Annotated in this window: 27 protein-coding genes; 26 read left to right on the top strand and 1 reads right to left on the bottom strand. The window is 66.0% G+C overall.

Annotated features, from left to right (window positions below; all coding sequences use genetic code 11):
* Positions 1-19: 19 nt before the first annotated feature.
* The 22 genes from ACU5E9_RS16575 to ACU5E9_RS16470 all read left to right on the top strand — a co-directional run bounded on the left by ACU5E9_RS16575 (position 20) and on the right by ACU5E9_RS16470 (position 12,897).
* Complete coding sequence (locus ACU5E9_RS16575; protein WP_456810993.1) at positions 20-187, top strand: hypothetical protein; 168 nt, start codon at positions 20-22, stop codon at positions 185-187.
* A 317-nt stretch (positions 188-504) separates the two neighbouring features.
* Positions 505-828 carry a hypothetical protein gene (locus ACU5E9_RS16570; RefSeq protein WP_456810992.1) on the top strand — a complete coding sequence of 108 codons (324 nt, stop codon included), beginning with the start codon at positions 505-507 and terminating at the stop codon, positions 826-828.
* A gap of 115 nt (positions 829-943) precedes the next feature.
* Positions 944-1,321 carry a hypothetical protein gene (locus ACU5E9_RS16565; protein ID WP_456810991.1) on the top strand — a complete coding sequence of 126 codons (378 nt, stop codon included), beginning with the start codon at positions 944-946 and terminating at the stop codon, positions 1,319-1,321.
* Complete coding sequence (locus ACU5E9_RS16560) at positions 1,318-1,455, top strand: hypothetical protein (RefSeq protein WP_456810990.1); 138 nt, start codon at positions 1,318-1,320, stop codon at positions 1,453-1,455. Before ACU5E9_RS16565 ends, ACU5E9_RS16560 begins: the two co-directional genes overlap by 4 nt.
* Positions 1,452-2,435 carry a YqaJ viral recombinase family protein gene (locus ACU5E9_RS16555; RefSeq protein WP_456810989.1) on the top strand — a complete coding sequence of 328 codons (984 nt, stop codon included), beginning with the start codon at positions 1,452-1,454 and terminating at the stop codon, positions 2,433-2,435. Before ACU5E9_RS16560 ends, ACU5E9_RS16555 begins: the two co-directional genes overlap by 4 nt.
* Positions 2,432-3,100: a hypothetical protein gene (locus tag ACU5E9_RS16550; protein ID WP_456810988.1), complete on the top strand. Its 669-nt coding sequence runs from the start codon at positions 2,432-2,434 to the stop codon at positions 3,098-3,100. The genes ACU5E9_RS16555 and ACU5E9_RS16550 overlap by 4 nt, the downstream gene beginning before the upstream one ends.
* Entirely contained in the window at positions 3,097-3,549 is a 453-nt protein-coding gene (locus tag ACU5E9_RS16545; protein WP_456810987.1) for a hypothetical protein, read from the top strand. The genes ACU5E9_RS16550 and ACU5E9_RS16545 overlap by 4 nt, the downstream gene beginning before the upstream one ends.
* Positions 3,546-3,668 (top strand): hypothetical protein, encoded by a 123-nt coding sequence (locus tag ACU5E9_RS16540; RefSeq protein WP_456810986.1) that lies wholly within the window; start codon positions 3,546-3,548, stop codon positions 3,666-3,668. The genes ACU5E9_RS16545 and ACU5E9_RS16540 overlap by 4 nt, the downstream gene beginning before the upstream one ends.
* The gene (locus tag ACU5E9_RS16535) at positions 3,665-3,943 is read left to right on the top strand and encodes a hypothetical protein (RefSeq protein WP_456810985.1); all 279 of its coding nucleotides are present in this window, start codon (positions 3,665-3,667) and stop codon (positions 3,941-3,943) included. The genes ACU5E9_RS16540 and ACU5E9_RS16535 overlap by 4 nt, the downstream gene beginning before the upstream one ends.
* Positions 3,940-5,007: a hypothetical protein gene (locus ACU5E9_RS16530; protein ID WP_456810984.1), complete on the top strand. Its 1,068-nt coding sequence runs from the start codon at positions 3,940-3,942 to the stop codon at positions 5,005-5,007. Before ACU5E9_RS16535 ends, ACU5E9_RS16530 begins: the two co-directional genes overlap by 4 nt.
* 35 nt (positions 5,008-5,042) lie before the next feature.
* On the top strand, positions 5,043-6,473 hold the full coding sequence (locus tag ACU5E9_RS16525; protein WP_456810983.1) for a ParB/RepB/Spo0J family partition protein: 1,431 nt from the start codon (positions 5,043-5,045) through the stop codon (positions 6,471-6,473).
* Positions 6,470-6,862 (top strand): hypothetical protein, encoded by a 393-nt coding sequence (locus tag ACU5E9_RS16520; protein ID WP_456810982.1) that lies wholly within the window; start codon positions 6,470-6,472, stop codon positions 6,860-6,862. Before ACU5E9_RS16525 ends, ACU5E9_RS16520 begins: the two co-directional genes overlap by 4 nt.
* A 336-nt stretch (positions 6,863-7,198) precedes the next feature.
* On the top strand, positions 7,199-7,825 hold the full coding sequence (locus ACU5E9_RS16515; protein WP_456810981.1) for a hypothetical protein: 627 nt from the start codon (positions 7,199-7,201) through the stop codon (positions 7,823-7,825).
* The gene (locus ACU5E9_RS16510) at positions 7,825-8,073 is read left to right on the top strand and encodes a hypothetical protein (RefSeq protein WP_456810980.1); all 249 of its coding nucleotides are present in this window, start codon (positions 7,825-7,827) and stop codon (positions 8,071-8,073) included. The genes ACU5E9_RS16515 and ACU5E9_RS16510 overlap by 1 nt, the downstream gene beginning before the upstream one ends.
* Positions 8,070-8,507 (top strand): hypothetical protein, encoded by a 438-nt coding sequence (locus ACU5E9_RS16505; RefSeq protein WP_456810979.1) that lies wholly within the window; start codon positions 8,070-8,072, stop codon positions 8,505-8,507. Before ACU5E9_RS16510 ends, ACU5E9_RS16505 begins: the two co-directional genes overlap by 4 nt.
* Entirely contained in the window at positions 8,507-9,010 is a 504-nt protein-coding gene (locus ACU5E9_RS16500) for a single-stranded DNA-binding protein (RefSeq protein ID WP_456810978.1), read from the top strand. The genes ACU5E9_RS16505 and ACU5E9_RS16500 overlap by 1 nt, the downstream gene beginning before the upstream one ends.
* Positions 9,010-9,765 (top strand): hypothetical protein, encoded by a 756-nt coding sequence (locus ACU5E9_RS16495; protein WP_456810977.1) that lies wholly within the window; start codon positions 9,010-9,012, stop codon positions 9,763-9,765. Before ACU5E9_RS16500 ends, ACU5E9_RS16495 begins: the two co-directional genes overlap by 1 nt.
* Positions 9,762-9,950: a hypothetical protein gene (locus ACU5E9_RS16490; protein WP_456810976.1), complete on the top strand. Its 189-nt coding sequence runs from the start codon at positions 9,762-9,764 to the stop codon at positions 9,948-9,950. The genes ACU5E9_RS16495 and ACU5E9_RS16490 overlap by 4 nt, the downstream gene beginning before the upstream one ends.
* A complete protein-coding gene (locus ACU5E9_RS16485) occupies positions 9,947-10,498 on the top strand; it encodes a hypothetical protein (RefSeq protein ID WP_456810975.1) in 552 nt (183 codons plus the stop codon). The genes ACU5E9_RS16490 and ACU5E9_RS16485 overlap by 4 nt, the downstream gene beginning before the upstream one ends.
* A complete protein-coding gene (locus tag ACU5E9_RS16480) occupies positions 10,491-10,886 on the top strand; it encodes a hypothetical protein (RefSeq protein WP_456810974.1) in 396 nt (131 codons plus the stop codon). Before ACU5E9_RS16485 ends, ACU5E9_RS16480 begins: the two co-directional genes overlap by 8 nt.
* 374 nt (positions 10,887-11,260) lie before the next feature.
* Positions 11,261-12,370 (top strand): hypothetical protein, encoded by a 1,110-nt coding sequence (locus ACU5E9_RS16475; RefSeq protein ID WP_456810973.1) that lies wholly within the window; start codon positions 11,261-11,263, stop codon positions 12,368-12,370.
* Positions 12,340-12,897, top strand: a complete 558-nt coding sequence (locus tag ACU5E9_RS16470) for a hypothetical protein (protein WP_456810972.1) — start codon at positions 12,340-12,342, stop codon at positions 12,895-12,897. Before ACU5E9_RS16475 ends, ACU5E9_RS16470 begins: the two co-directional genes overlap by 31 nt.
* A gap of 119 nt (positions 12,898-13,016) precedes the next feature.
* On the opposite strand, the gene ACU5E9_RS16465 is transcribed toward ACU5E9_RS16470, so the two are convergent.
* Positions 13,017-13,538, bottom strand: coding sequence for a hypothetical protein (locus ACU5E9_RS16465; protein WP_456810971.1), 522 nt, complete (start codon positions 13,536-13,538; stop codon positions 13,017-13,019).
* A 152-nt stretch (positions 13,539-13,690) separates the two neighbouring features.
* Here ACU5E9_RS16465 and ACU5E9_RS16460 point away from each other — a divergent pair, with 152 nt between their 5' ends.
* The 4 genes from ACU5E9_RS16460 (at position 13,691) to ACU5E9_RS16445 (ending at position 16,507) form a co-directional block, all read left to right on the top strand.
* Complete coding sequence (locus tag ACU5E9_RS16460; RefSeq protein ID WP_456810970.1) at positions 13,691-14,017, top strand: hypothetical protein; 327 nt, start codon at positions 13,691-13,693, stop codon at positions 14,015-14,017.
* 176 nt (positions 14,018-14,193) lie between these two features.
* The gene (locus tag ACU5E9_RS16455) at positions 14,194-14,610 is read left to right on the top strand and encodes a phage terminase small subunit P27 family (protein WP_456810969.1); all 417 of its coding nucleotides are present in this window, start codon (positions 14,194-14,196) and stop codon (positions 14,608-14,610) included.
* Positions 14,576-16,300 (top strand): terminase large subunit, encoded by a 1,725-nt coding sequence (locus ACU5E9_RS16450; protein ID WP_456810968.1) that lies wholly within the window; start codon positions 14,576-14,578, stop codon positions 16,298-16,300. Before ACU5E9_RS16455 ends, ACU5E9_RS16450 begins: the two co-directional genes overlap by 35 nt.
* Before the next feature lie 9 nt (positions 16,301-16,309).
* Positions 16,310-16,507: a hypothetical protein gene (locus ACU5E9_RS16445; protein WP_456810967.1), complete on the top strand. Its 198-nt coding sequence runs from the start codon at positions 16,310-16,312 to the stop codon at positions 16,505-16,507.
* Positions 16,508-16,530: the final 23 nt, after the last annotated feature.

Below are 16,530 nucleotides of genomic sequence, written 5' to 3'. Positions count from 1 at the left end.
CACCCGTGAGGAGTGCATCATGGCGGCCGCGGTCGTCCTGTCGGACTGCTACCGGGTGCTCTACACGTACCCCCTCGAAGAAGCAGCACGGCGCGCAGTTCGCCCGGGCGGCCCGACGTACGACGATCTGCTCGTGCGTATCGCCGCCAGGCGGGATGAGTACTTGATCCCCGCCGCGGCCGCCTAGTAGCGGTCGCCCCTCGGGGCCGATCTGGCCCCACATTCTTGCCTCTCGCCTTGAGGGGTATCCGCCGGCGTGCGCCGATGCGGAATCGAACCAATCGAAAGGGCACTTCTCATGGTTCAGAAAACAGTCAAATTCGCTCGTCACTCTCGGTCGGCCCGAGGCGGCTCGACTCCCAAACTCGTGGTTCGGATGGGCTCGCCGGCGTTTCCCGGGTTCGTCGTCAATCCGGACAGCGCGATGATGGCCGCTCTTTCGTCTGGGGATATGGCCACCCGCAACATGGCCCGGGCGAACTTCACGGTCGAGGCGGCCCGACCGTGAGCATGGCTCTGGACGGCGCATCGCCGCGCGCCCAGTCCTCTCACCCGGTTACGTCCGTCGACGCCGGCCGGGCCGTAGCCCTGCCCGAGTCGCAGACGGCGGTCCTGATGCTGCTGACCGCGGAGGGCAGCCTGGCCGATCACGAGCTGACGGCCCTCGCCGCGAAACACGGTGTGCGCTTCTCCCCGCAGCGCCTCCGCACCGCGAGGTCAGAGCTGGCCGAGGCCGGCCGCGTCGTCCTCGTCGACGGCCTGTTCCGGCGCACGAAGTCGAACTACCGCGCCCAGGTCTGGGATCTCGCCGGACGGAACGCAGCGTGATCGGCGTCCTCATCCACCTCGGGCTGGCTGCGCTACTCCTCGGCACCGTCCTCTACTGCGTCAAAGCCACCTCCCCGCGCTGAGCGGGCCCACCTACCAAACGAAAGGACCCCTCATGGGAGTCAAACTCTCGGGCAGCTTGCCCGACGCAGATCGCCAGGGGCCGGACAAGCTGCAGGGCCAGCTGGTCAAGCACCCCGACGACCGGCACCTGGTGATCATGGTCATCAACTCGCCGAGCGTGAAGGTCGACCACGGCCAGGAAGGCGACACGTACACGCCCACCGCCGGCGTCCTGTTCGCCGAACCGGTCCTCGACCGCGACGACATCAACGAGGTGCTCGAGATCATGGGCCGCTGCCGCGCGATCCGCCTCGATGACGCCACCCTCGACTTCGACTTCGGGATCGGCGACCCGCTCGCTGACGCCGCGAAGAAGTTCCGCGACTCGGGCGTCACGGTCGAGTTCGGCCCGAGCGGAGGCCGCGAATGATCCACCCGAAGCGCCGTCGCGCAACCTACCCGGCGGTCTACTCGGTCGCCCCGTTTTGGTTCGGGCTCGCCTGCTCGAGCGTCCTCTTCCTCTTCATCCTCGGCATGCTCATCCAGAAGGGACTCTCTCTGTGAGCGTCATCACCCAGACCCGTCACACCGCGATCGCGCTGGCCTCTCAGGCCGACAGCGAGGAAATCTGGCACGGCTTCCGCGCCGAGGGCGTCACCGCATCCGAGATCCACGACATCGCCACCGGCGGCCGGAAGACCTGGCGCCGCATCCTGACCGACAAGCTGAACGGCTCGACGTTCCGGGGCAATCGCCACACGAAGCGTGGCCACGAGCGCGAGCCCGTGCTGCTCGAGTGGGCGGACGGACAGTACGGCGTCATCCCCAATTCGACCCTGTTCGCGCACCCCGAGTTCCCCCTGCACCGCGGCACCCCGGACGGCATCGGCGCGGACGGCGCCCCGTTCGGTGTCGAGGTCAAGTCGCACGCCTTCGGCTGGACCCGCATGGACGCGCCGCCGGACCACTACGACCAGTGCCAGTGGAACATCTACGTGCGCGGCGCTGAGCGCTGGCTGTACGTGTGGGAGGTCCTCGGCGAGGACGGCTACGCCACTCTCGACTACCCGTCCGAGGTATGGATCGAGCGCGACGACGCCCGCATTGCGTTCCTCGTCGCCCAGGCTGACGCGTTCATCGCGTGGCGAGAGGCCGGCGCCCCCGAGCTGGACGACATCCCCGACGACCTCGACGATTCGCTCACCGCGTGGGCCGACGCGAAGGAGCGTAAGTCGCTCGCGACGAAAGACGAGAAGGTCGCGGAGAAGGTCATCCGGGCTTACATCGCCGCGACGCCCGACGCCGACGTGCACGGGCTCAAGCGGTCCGGTTCGCGTGGTGGCTTCGGGTACACGGTCAAGTCGGAGCCGGTGCTGGACGAGGACGCGTGGAAGGCCGCGGAGCCCGAGTCGCACGAGGCGTGGCTGGCGCTGCGGAAGCGCGCCGACGACGCGGCCGCGGTCGCCCTGACGCTCTACAGCAAGAAGAAGATCTCGAACACCCTGGCGTTCAAGGCGCCCGACACGAAGGCGGCAGCAGCATGAGCGACACCGACATCCAGGAGATTGCCCAGACGATCGCGGAGTACCGCGTGCTGGCGGCGCAGACCGGCGAGTGGCGCGGGTTCGAGCAGTCGTTCTCAAACGACGGCGCCAGCTGGGCGGAGTACCTGCTGCCTACCGAGGAGCACCCGCACCCGCTGCTCGCGTCAGCCACCGTGCACCGCGCCGGTTTCGTGGTCCCGATCCGCGTCGTCATCGGCTGGGACGAGAGCCTGCCCGCCGTCGACGAATGGCGTGAGGCATGGGACCGGTCGCCGCACGCACTGTTCGGTGCCGCTGCCGCCCGCATGGCGTACCTCCGGGCGTTCCCCGAGTTCATCGCGGCGAAGCCCTCAGGTGCCGAGCGGATGATCGCACCGCCCGTCGTCGAGAAGGCAGCACCGGCCGACCGCAACTGGGATGTCGAACTGGATAGCGCCGCGACGGTCGATGAGGTCGCCTCACTGTGGGCGGCCGCGAGGAAGGCGCGAGCCGTGACGGTCCCGCTCGAGCGGGCGTTCAAGGTTCGGCGCACCGAGATCCTGGCCGCTGCCACCGTGCCCGAGCCCGCAGCGCCGGCCCCGGTCGTCGCCGCAGTGCGCCCTGCCCCGTCACCCGCTCAGGTCGCCGCGGCCGCGCGCCGCTCGCGTGAACGGTCGGCGGCATGAGCCTCGACGTCGCGGTCAACCCCGCGACCGGTGAAGTGGACGAGGACCCGTCTACGCAGCTGGTGCCGCTGAACCTCGCCGACCTCAACGAGGACGAGCTGCTGGCCATGTTCCCGACGCCCGTCCAGGCCGCCGGCGCGCTGCTGCTGGCCCGTCGGATCCTTGCCGACGCCCCCGCCATCCTCAACACCCGGTCGAAGGCGCTCAAGGACGCGAAGCGCACCCTGCTCGTCGCCCGCGGGTACGCCCGGATGAAAGCCGCGGGCAAGACGGCCGACGACCGACGCGTCGAGCAGGAGGCCGACGCGTCGGTGATCACGGCCGGCGAGTGGGTCGACACGTGCGAGCTGGCCCTCGAGTACGCCCGCGAAGTGCGCAAGTCGCTGTCTGAGGACATCGACATCCTCCGTTCGTTGAACACCAACTTCCGGGCGGAGCACAAGTCATGACCGCGCCGATGTTCGCGCCGTGCGAGAGCCACCAGGCGCTGCTGCGCATGGAGTTCGAGCGCGCGATCGCCATCGCTCGTGACTGCAGTCAGTGCTATATCGAGGAGGCCTGCTCGTGACCATCCCCTCATCCACAATCGCTCTCGTCGTCCCTAAGTTCTGGCTCCTGATCAGCCCCTGCGGATGCGTCGACGGATCGCTCGTTTCCGTGCGCATCGACGGCACCATCTGCGCTGCGTCAGCGGAGGACGCTTGGAAGAAATTCACGCCGAACAAAAGGGCTCGCGACACTGAAGCTCGCCAGGGCGTGACCTGCCGAGGCATCACCGACGAGGAGATGCCCCGGTTCAAGGAGATGCTCACGGCGAAGTGCACGCATGAGGTACCGGCGTGATCGCCGGGCTGTGCAGCCTCGATGGCTGTGGCCGCAAGGTGACCGCGCGTCTCATGTGCCGGATGCACTACCTGAGCGCGTGGCGTGCCGGCACGGTGACGGATGCGCCGACTCGCGACCGCGAGACCGTCGTGTGCCCCGCTGATCACGCCCACGACCTTGAGGGGTGCTGGGGCGAGCACGGTTGCCGCTGCGAGGGATGCAAGCACCTCCGCAAGATGGAGCGCCAGCGTCGGCGGTCCCGACTGCGCGCCTATGGCCGCGGCGAGACCATCGCACCGACTCGCGTGCCGGCCGCGCCTGTTCGCGAGCACATGATGGCGCTGCGCGACGCGGGGTACGGGCTTGAGCGCATCGCCGATGCGGCGCAGGTCTCACGCTCCGCGATGCTCGACGTTTACTACGGACCGCGCGGCGCCAGCAAAGGCAGCCGCGACCTCGAACAGCGGACAGTGCTCGAGAGCGTCGCGCTGCGGATCCTCGCCCTGACTCCTGAGGCAATCGAGGCGGCGCTGCTCCCGGCGATCGGGACCATGCGTCGCCTGCAGGCCCTGGTCGCGATCGGCTACACGGAATCGATGCTCGCTGACCGTCTCGGCGTCATGGTGTCGAACCTCTCCCGGCTCATCCTGGGGCACCGGTCGCGCGTCAAGGCTGCGACATACGAGGCGACCCGCGAGCTATTCGACGAGCTTTGGTCCACACCCCGGACGGGGAATCGCGCGGACCGATCGCGTGCCATCGCCTGGGCGCACGGCTGGGTCGGCCCTCTCGCGTGGGACGACATCGACGACCCCCGCGAGCAGCCGAACCTCACGGGCGCGGCCGAGCCGGCGGATGGCGTCGACGGGACCGCAGTGGAACTGGCCGTGGCCGGCGACCACGTGCGCCTCACCCCGCTCGAGCGCCGCGCCGCTGTGACCCGGCTGCACGCGCAGCGCTACTCGGACCAGCTCATCGCCGATCGCCTGCAGATCGCAGACCGCACGGTGCTGCGCATCCGCCAGGAGCTGGGCTTGGTCGCTTTCGACCAGGACGAACTGATCTTCCGGGACGCCGCATGAGCGGGACCGGCACCACCAACAAACAGAGGGAAATCATGACGCAGACAATCGAGCACGTCGCACCGGGTGACTTGGTCATCGACGCCAATGTGCGGGCAGACACGAAGGTGACGGCCGAGTGGGTCGCGCACCTGAAAGAGGTCGGCGTACTCGTGCCGCTCCTGGTCGAGCGCAACCATGCCGGCGGGCTGAACGTCGTCGACGGGCAGCGCCGCACTCTCGGCGCGGTCGAGGCAGGCCTGGCCACGGTGCCGGTGTTCGTCCGCGACGGCAACTCCAACGACACCGCCCGCATCATGGACCAGATCGCGGTCAACGAGCAGCGCGCCGGGCTGACCGAGGCCGAGCACGTCGCCGCGTTCCAGCAGCTGTCGCTGTTCGGCGTCCCGGCAAGCGAGATCGCGAAGAAGACCGGTGCCAAGAAGGAGACGGTGAAGAAGGCGCTGGCCGTCGCCGGCAACGCGGCCGCAGCCGCCGCACTCAACGGCCACCAGGTCACGCTCGATCAGGCCGCGACGATGGTCGAGTTCGATGATGACCCCGACGCGGTGAAGCAGCTGAGGAAGATGGCCGAGTCGGACCCGTCACGATTTGACCACCTCGTGGCCACTCTCACCAAGAACCGAGAGCTGAGGGCCCACCGTGCGCTTCTCACCGAAGAGGCAGAGGCTGCAGGGGCACGCGTGCTCAAGCCGGCGGGTGGACATTGGGCAGACTTGGCCGAGGGCGAGCCTGAGGTGAAGAGGCTTGGAGGGCTTGCCCTGCCGGGGACGCCGACCGTGCCCGCTGCTCCCGCTGATGTTGCGGACCCGGTACATCTCGCCGCTCGAGTCATTTCGGACTACGCCATCGTCGGTGGTAGCTATCGCGACTGGGCGAAGCTGCAGTGGTTCGTCCTCTCCGAGCATGTCGGTGACCTGGTGGAGCTGCAATACGCCAAACAGGAGATAACGCCTGAGGCTGCCGCGCAGGCCGCGAAGCGCGAAGCCGACGACTACCTGAGGCGCGCGCGTCTGGATGCGCTGGCTACGGCGGCACAGGTCCGCGCCGAATGGCTGGCGGGTTTCTTCCAGAGAGCGAAACGCCCGAGCGGTCTCGAGTTCGTGGCCACATCGGCTGCCCTCGGCGGCATGGAGGCGCTCCCGTCGAAGGTCACCGAGAGCGGGGCCGCGATGCTTGGCATGAAGTTCTCCCGCTTCAGCAGCGCCCCGGACCAGATCGCCGAGCACCTCGCCACCAACCCGGCGAAGGCCGAACGGATCCTCACCGCGCTGGCAGTCCTCGACAACGAGAACAACCTGACGGCCAGCCCCTGGCAGAGGGTCGACGGCCAGATCGGCGTGTACTTCGCCCAGCTGGCCGCGTGGGGTTATGGCGTGTCCGAGGTCGAAGAGAGTCTCATCCCCGTGCCGGACCCGGCGCCCGCCGCCGACGACGCCGCCGACGACGAGGGCGGTGACGAGTGAGCGCCCACCACAAGCCGGCCCGGCCTCTCCGCCTGACGGGGCTGGCCCTGACCGCTCGGAACGAAAAGATCGACACCCGCGAGAGGCAGCGGTGCGCACGCTGCGGCGTGGTCATCTGGTCCGGCGGCTCGCGCCACCATCGCAAGCTCCGGTCCCGCCGCGGCGGCGACGAGGTCTCGAACGCCGTGCTGTTGTGCGGCTCGGGGACGACGGGCTGCCACGGCTGGTGCCACGCGAACCCGGTCTCGGCTCGCATGGTCGGCCTGGTGCTCAAGGAGTCCGACAACCCGCGACTCGTCCCTATCACCGCCCATGCCGTGTACGGCTGCGACGTGTGGCTGGACGACGCCGGCAATGCGTCGGCCACTCCCCCGAGGCTCGCAGCGTGAGCGCCCCGGCGATGCCGCGGCTGGCGATGACGTACGCCGTGTACTGGCCCGAGCACCAGGTGCTGAAGATCGGGCGGGCGTGGAAGATGTCGCGCCTGCGCGGGTTCGGTGCGACCGGCGGCGTGGTGATCGTGCTGCTGCGTGACACCCCGTCGATCTGGGAGCGCGGCGCCTTGGCCGAGCTCGACGGCTGGTTCGAGCGGGCGTTCACGCGGGAGAACGACAGCCTGCACCTGCTCAAGGGCGGGCGCGGGTTCACGGAGTGTTTCAAGGTCACGGCCGCGAGTTTGGGCCGGGCAATCAAGACGATGATGCAGGGAATCAGGCGCTATGGGTATGAAAAGGAAGAGGGACATCCTGCCGGAGATGTTCCGGGACGAGGATCTGGGGGCGCTGTCGAAGGCCACGAGGCTGACGGCGATCGGGTTGCGGCTGTACGCCGACGATCACGGCCGGGAGTCGGCGACGCCGGCGCTGATCAAGGCAGCGCTGTGGGCGCTGGACGAGGACGTGACGGACTCGGTTATCACGACGCACCTACTCGAGCTGGCGTACGCCGGCTACCTGGTGCTGTATCAGGTGGGCCCGCGTACGTACTTCCAGATCACCGAGTGGCCGCGTGTGGACCATCCAGCGGAGTCGCGGATCCAGCCGGCACCCGTCCGGAATCCATCCGGAAACGTTCCGGATCAATTCGCGGCTGGGGAGGGAGAGAGAAGAGAGAGCGAGAGAGGGTCGGAGGGAGAGGGTGCGTGGAGGGATGCCGAGTGGGCTCGGGAGAGTGCCGAGGGGGAGAACTCGCGAACCGATCCGGATACACCACCTTCACCGTTCTGTCGCTCGCATCCTCAAGGGACCAACTCCCCCTGCAGGAACTGCGGCACCGCTCGGCTACGTCACAGGTCATGGTCGGATCAGCAGCTCGTCAGCAGTCGTCCCACGTTTCGAGAGGCGGATGACTGATGGACACCAGCTACACGTACTCGAGCCGGAACCTGATCCGCGTCACCGTCTACGCACCGGCCGACCTCACTCCCCCGGCATCGATGCCCATGACCCGCGACGACGGCACGACCGTCAACGTGCTGCGGATCTCGGACCTGTCGCTGGAGTGCGACCAGTGCAAGAGCCGCGACTGCCACCGCCGGGAGCTGCACAAGTGCCAGTGCGGCCGGCACGCGGCGCCACGGTTCGAGAAGGCCAAGTCATGAGCCGGGTATCCATCGTCCTCGACCTCGCGGCCCACGAGTACAGGGCACTGGCGGCGATCGCGGACAACCGGGGCATTCAGTCACACGTCCTGGTCGAGCAGCTCGTACGGCACGCTCTCGCAACTCCGCCGAAGCCGAGGATGCAGCCGGCACCCATTCCGGAGCCAGTGACCTCACCGAAGCCCAAGCCGAAGTACGTACCGAAGCCGATGCCGAAGCGATCGAGGGCGATGATCCGCCGCGATCGTGACGAGCAGTTCGTCTCGGTGGCAAAGCTCCACGGGCAGGGCCTGACGGACGGTCGGATCGCGGCTCAGCTCGGCGTGAGCGCGGGCACGGTCTTTCAACGTCGAAACCAGCTACACCTGCCGCCCGTGACGAAACGTGGCAGGCCCCGAAACGCAATCACCAAACCAGAAAGCGAGGCCATCTGATGGCTGGAGAAACTGTAATCACGGTCGTGGGAAACCTCACGTCCGACCCGGAGCTGCGGTACACGCAGAACGGCCTGGCGGTGGCGAACTTCACGATCGCGTCGACACCGAGGAACTTCGACCGGGCGACGAGCGAGTGGAAGGACGGCGAGGCGCTGTTCCTGCGGGCGTCGGTGTGGCGGGAGTTCGCGGAGCACGTGGCCGGCTCTCTCACGAAGGGCAGCAGGGTGATCGCGTCGGGTCGCCTCAAGCAACGCTCGTACGAGACGAAGGAGGGCGAGAAGCGCACCAGCATGGAGTTAGAGATTGACGAGATCGGCCCGTCGCTGCGGTACACCACGGCGTCGCTCACCCGGGCACAGTCTGCTGCAGCTCGGGGTGCGGCCCCGTCCTCGCCGCAGGGGAACGACGAGCCGTGGGCACCGACTGCCCCCGTGGCCGGCACCGCTGGTGCCGACGTCCGGGAGACCCCGGGTAACTTCTCCGACGAGACCCCGTTCTGATGATCGAGCGTGTGTGCGTCCGTGGTTGCACGGTCCGCGGTGTCCACTTCGCGGCGTGCCCCAACTTCGGGGATGTCGACGAGGACGGCTGCCGGGGCTGTGTGCCCACGGTGGCGCGGGATGGTGCTCTCATCTGCGATCGGTGCCACAAGCGGCTCCTGACCACGCTCGAGGCGGCGCCAGACGTGATTGCGCTTATCCGCTCGCAGGCTGATCCGCTCAAAGCTGCCGTGTACGACCAGGAGATGGTGAGCGGATCGGCGTCGGATGCTGCGCCGGCCCCGGTGAAGGCGGATCTCATCGACGCCTCGGACGACATGATCCGGATTCTCCGGCGCTGGGCGGGGCTGCGCATCGTGGGCCTCGAGCCTGGCGAGGAGTCGGACGCCGCCCACGGCCACGCGCTCGACGCTGTGGAAGCCATCGTCGGGATGCTCGACGTACTGGCCAACGACAGGGACATGATCCGGGGACTGTGCGCTGACGTGATCGACATGCCGCCGGAGGAGCACAAGGACGCGTGGACGATCCTCCGGGCGGTGCGGCGGTGGCCGACCGAGGACCAGGCGTTCTGGGCTGCGCAGCCGTGCCCCGAGGTGGCGTGCGGGATGCGTGCGGTGAAGGTCATTCCGCCTCGTCGCGAGGGCGGGCCCACCCGCTACCTCTGCGCAAAGTGCGGGTGGGAGAAGCACGACGACGACGACGACGGCCTGTGGGCTGTCGCATTCAGCAAGAAGGAGGGCAAGGCCGCATGAAGTTCCTCACGAGGAAGGCCGCCGCGGTGCGGGTCGGCAAGTCCCTATCCACGATCTACCGGTGGGAGGAGCGCGAGCTGTTGACGTTCACGCTCGACCTGTGTCGGGAGGATCGGCTGCTCGAGGCAGCGAAGAAGTCGGGTGCCCGGGTAGGGCGTCCCAGAGCAGCGAGGAGGACCGCATGATGCAGGACGAAGAGCACACCGACCGGGTGACCAGGTTGGACATCGAGGCCGCCGAGGCAGCGGACCGGGAGCAGCGACAGCCGGCGCCATCGGCAGCGGGGACGAAGTACACGGATCTGATCGCCGAGGTACGTGACCTGTTCGCCGAGGGGTGGTGCATCTGCCGGTCCGCCACGCTGGGCGACCGGGTGCTGGAGGCCCTCGAATTCGCCGACAGGTACAACGCCCAGCTCCTGGGCATGGTCGAGGCCGCCAACGTGAAGTACGTCCAGGACACCGACATCCTGTTCGTGGCGCGCAAGGCTGCGGAGCGGGCGCTCGAAGCCGCCACCAAGCCACGCACGGTCACCGACGCGCACGAGATCGACGCATTACCGGACCGCACGGTCGTCATCGATAAGTACGGCGACGTGATGCAGTACCGCGGCGGCCTGTGGTGCGGCTATGAGTCGGCGGCGTTCGGCTCGGAGTGGGTTGCCCGCAAGTTCGCTCCGCTGACCATCCTTTCCTCCACCAGCGCCGGCACCGAAGGAGCAACCGATGCGTGACCAAGACGTGCGGAACGCCGTCGCGTTCATTCCTGTGACCAGTACTCAGATGGAGTTCTCTGACGATGAAGCGGTGAAGTTCGACCGCTGGCTTGCCAAGCACGACGCCGAGGTGGCCGCACAGGCGGCAGTCATCGCGGCGACCGTTCCTCCATCGCCGACCGGATCACTGTTCAAGTTCCGTCGCATCTACTCGGACCCGACCGGCTACTACTACGACGATTGGGGCCGCGCAGTTCCCGTGGAGGTAATTGCAAGCACTGAGGCCGAGGCGCGGGCCAAGGGATTCGCTCTGTGCGGGAATGCGCCGTCCGGCAAGGTCTGGAAACTGCGTCTCGACAAGATCGAGGCGTGCCCGGTCCACACGTGCACGCAAGACACGACTTGACATTCATGCGAAACCCGCGAAAGAAACTGCTACGATTCACGTAGTGCAGAAGTGGGCCCACCGGAAACGGCGGGCCTTCTGCATTTAACCGATGCTTCCGGCTGGGTGCCCCCGGCCGGATACGCCCGCCGCCCCAGTCCACACTGCTGCAGCCCTCCAGTTCCCCGGCCCTCGGGACGACGCGACGTTGACTACGCGCGCGCGTACATACCGGGCGCCGGGTGAGCATTCGCATTCCGGGACTGATGTGGTCGGCGGGCACCAGGCGGGGCAGGGCGCGGCGCGGACATTGTCCCGGCCTGCCTGCCCCGCCCGTGTCGCCATCCGCCCGAGTTCGGTCTCGTCGCTCGGCGGTCAACTAGTAGTTTGTCCTCATGGCCAGAGCCCACGGTTTCCGCGTATTCGTTGTCCAGGCGTATCCCAATCAAAAAAAGGACAAAGATCCTCTAAACGTCTCCAAATCCTCAGCAGTTCGGAACGAAGTCATCGAGCTACTCGAACGATTGCAGGAACGTGGAACCCAAAGCTTCGAAGGGCGTGTGCCTGCCGACGGCAGCCCGTCCAAGCCCACGGTGACGCTTACGGTGCACGAGCCGTACGTCGTGCGCGCGGATCTGGTCCATGTCTCAGTGGCCATGGGAGAGACCGGAAGCCATCGCATGGCCACGAGAGCAAGTAAAAAGCCGAAAAACCTCGAGGGGTGGTCACCCGAAGCGGATCACAAGGTAACCCTCCTGTTTCCGAAAGGAACTGACACGAGGTTTCTCCTCATCGTCGAAGTGATTCACCGCCGCGACCCCCACCGTCGACTCCTGAGTATGCTGTCGCGCGAGAGCCTACGCCGCCGTCAAGAGGCCGAGGAGCAGGAAAGAAACGAGCGTGCGACGATTCGAGCTAGCGGAGTGACGCCCCCACCTCGACAAGCGCATGCGCGTTTGCTTTTCGACGCGAAGCAAGCCGCTGACAACGAATACCTCGACTCGATTCTTAGCTCAGCTGACTCGGCCACTGCAACCTTCAAGAGCACCGTGGCGTCAAATCGCGGTTCTAACCGCCCGACAGTAGATCGAATTCTAAAGATCACCCTGCGAGACGCCGACGTCAAGAAGGTAGGTCGCGGGATCGGTCGTAAGTGGGCCGGCCGCCTTCGCAAGGGTGAGTCCACGTCCCAGACTGAGGGAGTGTCGGAGCTTGCTGCTTTGCTGTACGAACGAGACCTGTTGGAAGAGGACGAGGGTGACCGCTATGAGAGTGCTGCGATCAGCGTTCGGAGCGACGCCCATGAAACGACGACTATCGCCGTTGATACTCTTCGGGACGTTTTCACGTATCCGGTCGCGGACTCAAGTCCCGACACTTACTACTATTACGATCGTGTCGCACCAAGAGTCGCGACTATCGCTCGACAAGAGCGACTCGAGGTCCAGAAAATTGATGCCCGTGAGGTGGATTCTTGCCTGAGAGACTCGATCCCCGACCGCTAATAGGAGCGTTAGTCGAAGGCCTACGTAAGCGAAGGCTTTCGGGAACAGAGCCCGCCGACGTACCCACGCGAGTAGTTCTCTTCGGCCTGCCCCTGATCGTCGGTGGACTTGTCTTTGGATTCGGCCTGACCTTCACTCAGGCCGATCAGCTACTAGCAGCCTGTGCGCTGCTGGCGGGCGCTTTGCTTACGGGATTCGCACAGGTCGCCAGCTGGCGCGAGCGCATCCTGACCCGGTACAGGCGAGTGGATGAGATTGACGTTCGGTCCCTGAACGAGGCAGCGGCTCACATCCTCGTCAGTCTTCTCGTCTCCGTGCTCGCGGCCATCGCAGTCTTCATCCTCGCTAACCTGAATCTCCAGTGCCCAACAGTTGCCGTGGACTTGTGGGCTCGTGCTCTAAGCGGGCTGAGCGCAACCTGCCTGTCCTATGTCGCCATCTCACTCCTCATCGTCGTCAATCTCCTTTGGGACGCGCTTCAGAACGAGCAACGTGAGACCCAGCGCGAAGCGGCCAGCGATCAGTAACGGCAGCTCTCATTCGGGAAGAGCAGCCACGCGCTATTACTGATTGAACTGGGAGGGTGTCCGTACGCCGATTGCACCGCCGCCGCGCTGCTCTGACCCTCAGTACATAGCGGTAGCCGCTATGTGCCGGCGTTTGCTGCCACCAGCAGGCGCGAATGCAGCGGCGGCCTCATGTAGCGTTTCCCCCGCTCGTCCCGCATCCACTTCATCCGCTTGGCATTTCGGCGCTGCTGCAGGAGGAAGGCGACGGAAACGACCACAATCCCCACGGCGTAGAGCGACCAACTGAAGAGGTTGTCTTCGCTGGATGCCGAGATGATCATCCACGCCAGAAGGATTACCCCGGCCAAAGCGTAAATGGCGACCGTAGCGCCACGTAGGCCGTTGTGCTGTGGCGCCATTTGCTTCAGCGCCCACGTGGTTGCATAGTCATCCCGTAGATCCTCGATGAGGCTGCGCTCCGACGAGTCCGTCATCTTGCCCGCAATGTCGCTGAGCCGTTCCGACTTCCGCAAGGATCCTGCATGTGCATTGAAGACCGCTACCGCAGGCCCAAAGAGAAGCGCGAAGGCCGGCACCGCAGTTCGTAAAACCTCTACCCACGCGTCTCTTACCTCGGCGTCTTGTGCCAATGCCAGCATCGCGTCCCCCTATGTCAAGTCCGCATCACAGCGTACTGCCAGCTCGCGTACGGGGCCCCACGACGGCCGACCGCTGCGCTCCCGCTAACGCCCAGGAGGCCACCATCCCCAGCACGCCAGCCCCCCGCTGCTCTGATCCACTGTGTGGTGCGGTGTCCACGTTCAAGGGCAAGTGCCCAGCTCATCAGCGCAAGGCGTGGGAGAACCCGTCACAGCACACGCTGCAGATGGATCGTTCCCTCGAGTACCAGTGGCGCAAGAAGGTGATGACCGATCCGACAGGCGGCACGAAGCTGTGCGAGAACTGCGGTCAGTCACCTGCCAAGCGTTCAGACCACAAGGTGCCAGTCGGTGAAGGCGGCGCTCTCTACGACCCGTCGAACGGTTGGGCCCTCTGCATCCCATGTGATGACACGAAGACCACCGAAGACCTCGCACGCATGGCCCGCTCTCGCCGAAGCAAGTCCCACCCCGCCTAACCCCACACAGGGGGTAGGGGAGTTGAGATTTGCCAGGCGATTCATCAGAAGCGCGTCGCTGGTAGCTCTGCTCGTGTGCGTGTGAGTTTTACCCCTTTTTATCTGTGATTCGGAGGTGTGCTATGGGCACTCGAGGCCCTGTTTCACAGCTGAAACTGCCCCCGAAACTGCGCCTGGTGACGGACAAAAAGCTCGATGTGAAGTCGATGCACTCTCGTATCAGCCCGACGCAGCCGACGAAACCGGCGGATCTGCCCGAGGCCGTGTCCGCAATGTGGGACACGCTGGCGCAGCAGCTCGATGACGCCGGCCTCATCGCCGCCGTCGACGGCGCCACGCTCGAGCTGGCCATCCGTCACTACCTCGCCGCGGTGAAGGCGTCCGACGACCTGTTCGAGAACGGGCCCACGACGTACGACGCGAAGAACGACCGCGAGATGAAGAACCCCGCGTCGCAAGTCTTCCGCGATCACTCGACTGCGTTCCTCCAGTTCGCAAAGGAGCTGGGCCTTTCGTTCGTGGCGCGTGCTCGCGTTTCGATGTCGAAGGAGGACGCGGATGGTGCAGGCAACCCGTTCGCGGTCAGCGGCTAAGACCTATTCGGCGGACCTGTCGCCCGAGGTCGAGTGGTATCTGGCCGACCGGGGCTACAAGATCACCCCGCTGCAGCGTCCGCTGTGGCGAACGAAGGAGCCGCGCACCGTTCGCGGTGCGTACTTCGACCCCGCCCGGGTAGACAAGGTCATCGACGCGCTCAAGCGCATGCGTCACACCCAGGGGAAGTGGGCCGGTCACCCCCTGACGCCCGACCCGTGGCAGGTCGCGTACATCATCGCCCCGATCTTCGGGTGGGTGAAGCGCGACACCTTCGGTCGTGTGCTCCGGATTATCCGCTCCGTGTGGGTGGAGGTCCCCCGCAAGAACGGCAAGACGACGATCGCCGCCGGCATCGGCCTGTACCTCGCATTCGGCGACGGTGAGTCCGGCGCCCAGGTCATCGCCGCGGCCGCTTCCAAGAACCAGGCAATGAACGCGTACCGGCCGGCCAAGCTGATCGCGAAGAACTCGCCCGACTTCCAGGCCGCCGGCATCAAGGCCATGCAGAAGGAGATCGTCCGCGAGGTCGACCAGTCGTTCATGATGGCGGTCGGCTCGATCGGTGACCTGCTGCAGGGCACCAACCCGAACGGATACATCGCCGACGAAATGCACGTGCACAAGGACATGAGCGTGATCGATGCGCTCGAGTCCGGCACCGGTGCGCGTGACCAGCCGCTGGGGTTCATCATCACGACCGCCGACGACGGCGGTCAGCTCACGCCCTACGCGCAGAAGCGTGCGACGGTCGAGCAGCTCTGCCGCGGTGCGATCAAGTCTCCGTCTGAGTACGCCGTGATCTTCGCGGCGCCCGAGGGGTCCGACCCGCACGCCGAAGAGACGCACCGGATGGCCAACCCCGGCTACGGGATCTCGCCGACGAAGGCGTTTATGGACGCCGAGTCGCAGAAAGCGAAGGCCTCCCCCGCCAATCTCGCCCGTTTCTCCCGTCTGAACCTCAATGTGCGGACGAAACAGGAGACGAAATACATCGATCTGCACGCCTGGGATCGCAATCAGGGCCTCATATCGGAGCTTTCGCTGAAGGGTGAGGAGTGCTACGGCGGCCTCGACCTCGCGTCAGTGTCTGACCTGTCCTCTCTGTGCCTCCTTTTCCCCCAATCTGACGGCTCCTACAAGGCCATCTGGCGCTACTGGACACCCGAGGACAACGTCCGAGCGCTCGATAAGCGCACGAATGGGGCCGCTTCGCAGTGGGTGAAGGACGGATGGCTGACCGTCACGCCCGGCAACGTCCAGGATTACGACTACATCCGCACGCAGATCGGTCTCGACTCGGAGAAGTTCCGGATCCTGTCCATCGGCTTCGACCCGTTCAACGCTTCGCAGCTGACGAACGATTTGGCCGCTGACGGCATGAACTTGGTGAAGGTGCGACAGGGTTTCCTGACGCTTTCCCCGCCGACGAAGATGCTGCAGCGCTTGGTCCTCATGGGCAAGCCATCGAAGCCGATGATGATGCACGGCGGCAACCCCGTGACGCGCTGGTGTGTGGACAACCTCGGCGTGGAGATCGACGCGGCCGAGAACGTCAAGCCGTCCAAGAAGAAATCGGGCGACAAGATCGACGGCGTGGCCGCCCTGGTCGACGCGCTTTCCGAAGCCATGAATGAAGAGATCCTCCAGTCGGCGTACGACGAGGAACACAGCTTGATTATCGCGTGAGGAGCCCGCATGTTTTTTTGGCCAGGTAAGCACCTGCTCGTGTCGCTGTCGGATGGGTCGGCCCTGTCGGGTACTGCTCTCTGGTCGTGGTCGCGCAAGTCGCTGCGGCTGCGTGACGCGGAGTTCCTGCAGTCGCAGGGGCCGACGCCCGCCGATGGCGTGGTCGTCGTCCCCGTAACGAAGATCATGATTGTGCAGGTGACGTGATGGTGGCTGTCTCTTCAGGTGGC

It is taken from the genome of Cryobacterium sp. AP23 (assembly GCF_054075385.1).
This window is presented reverse-complemented; position numbering and strand designations above follow the sequence as displayed.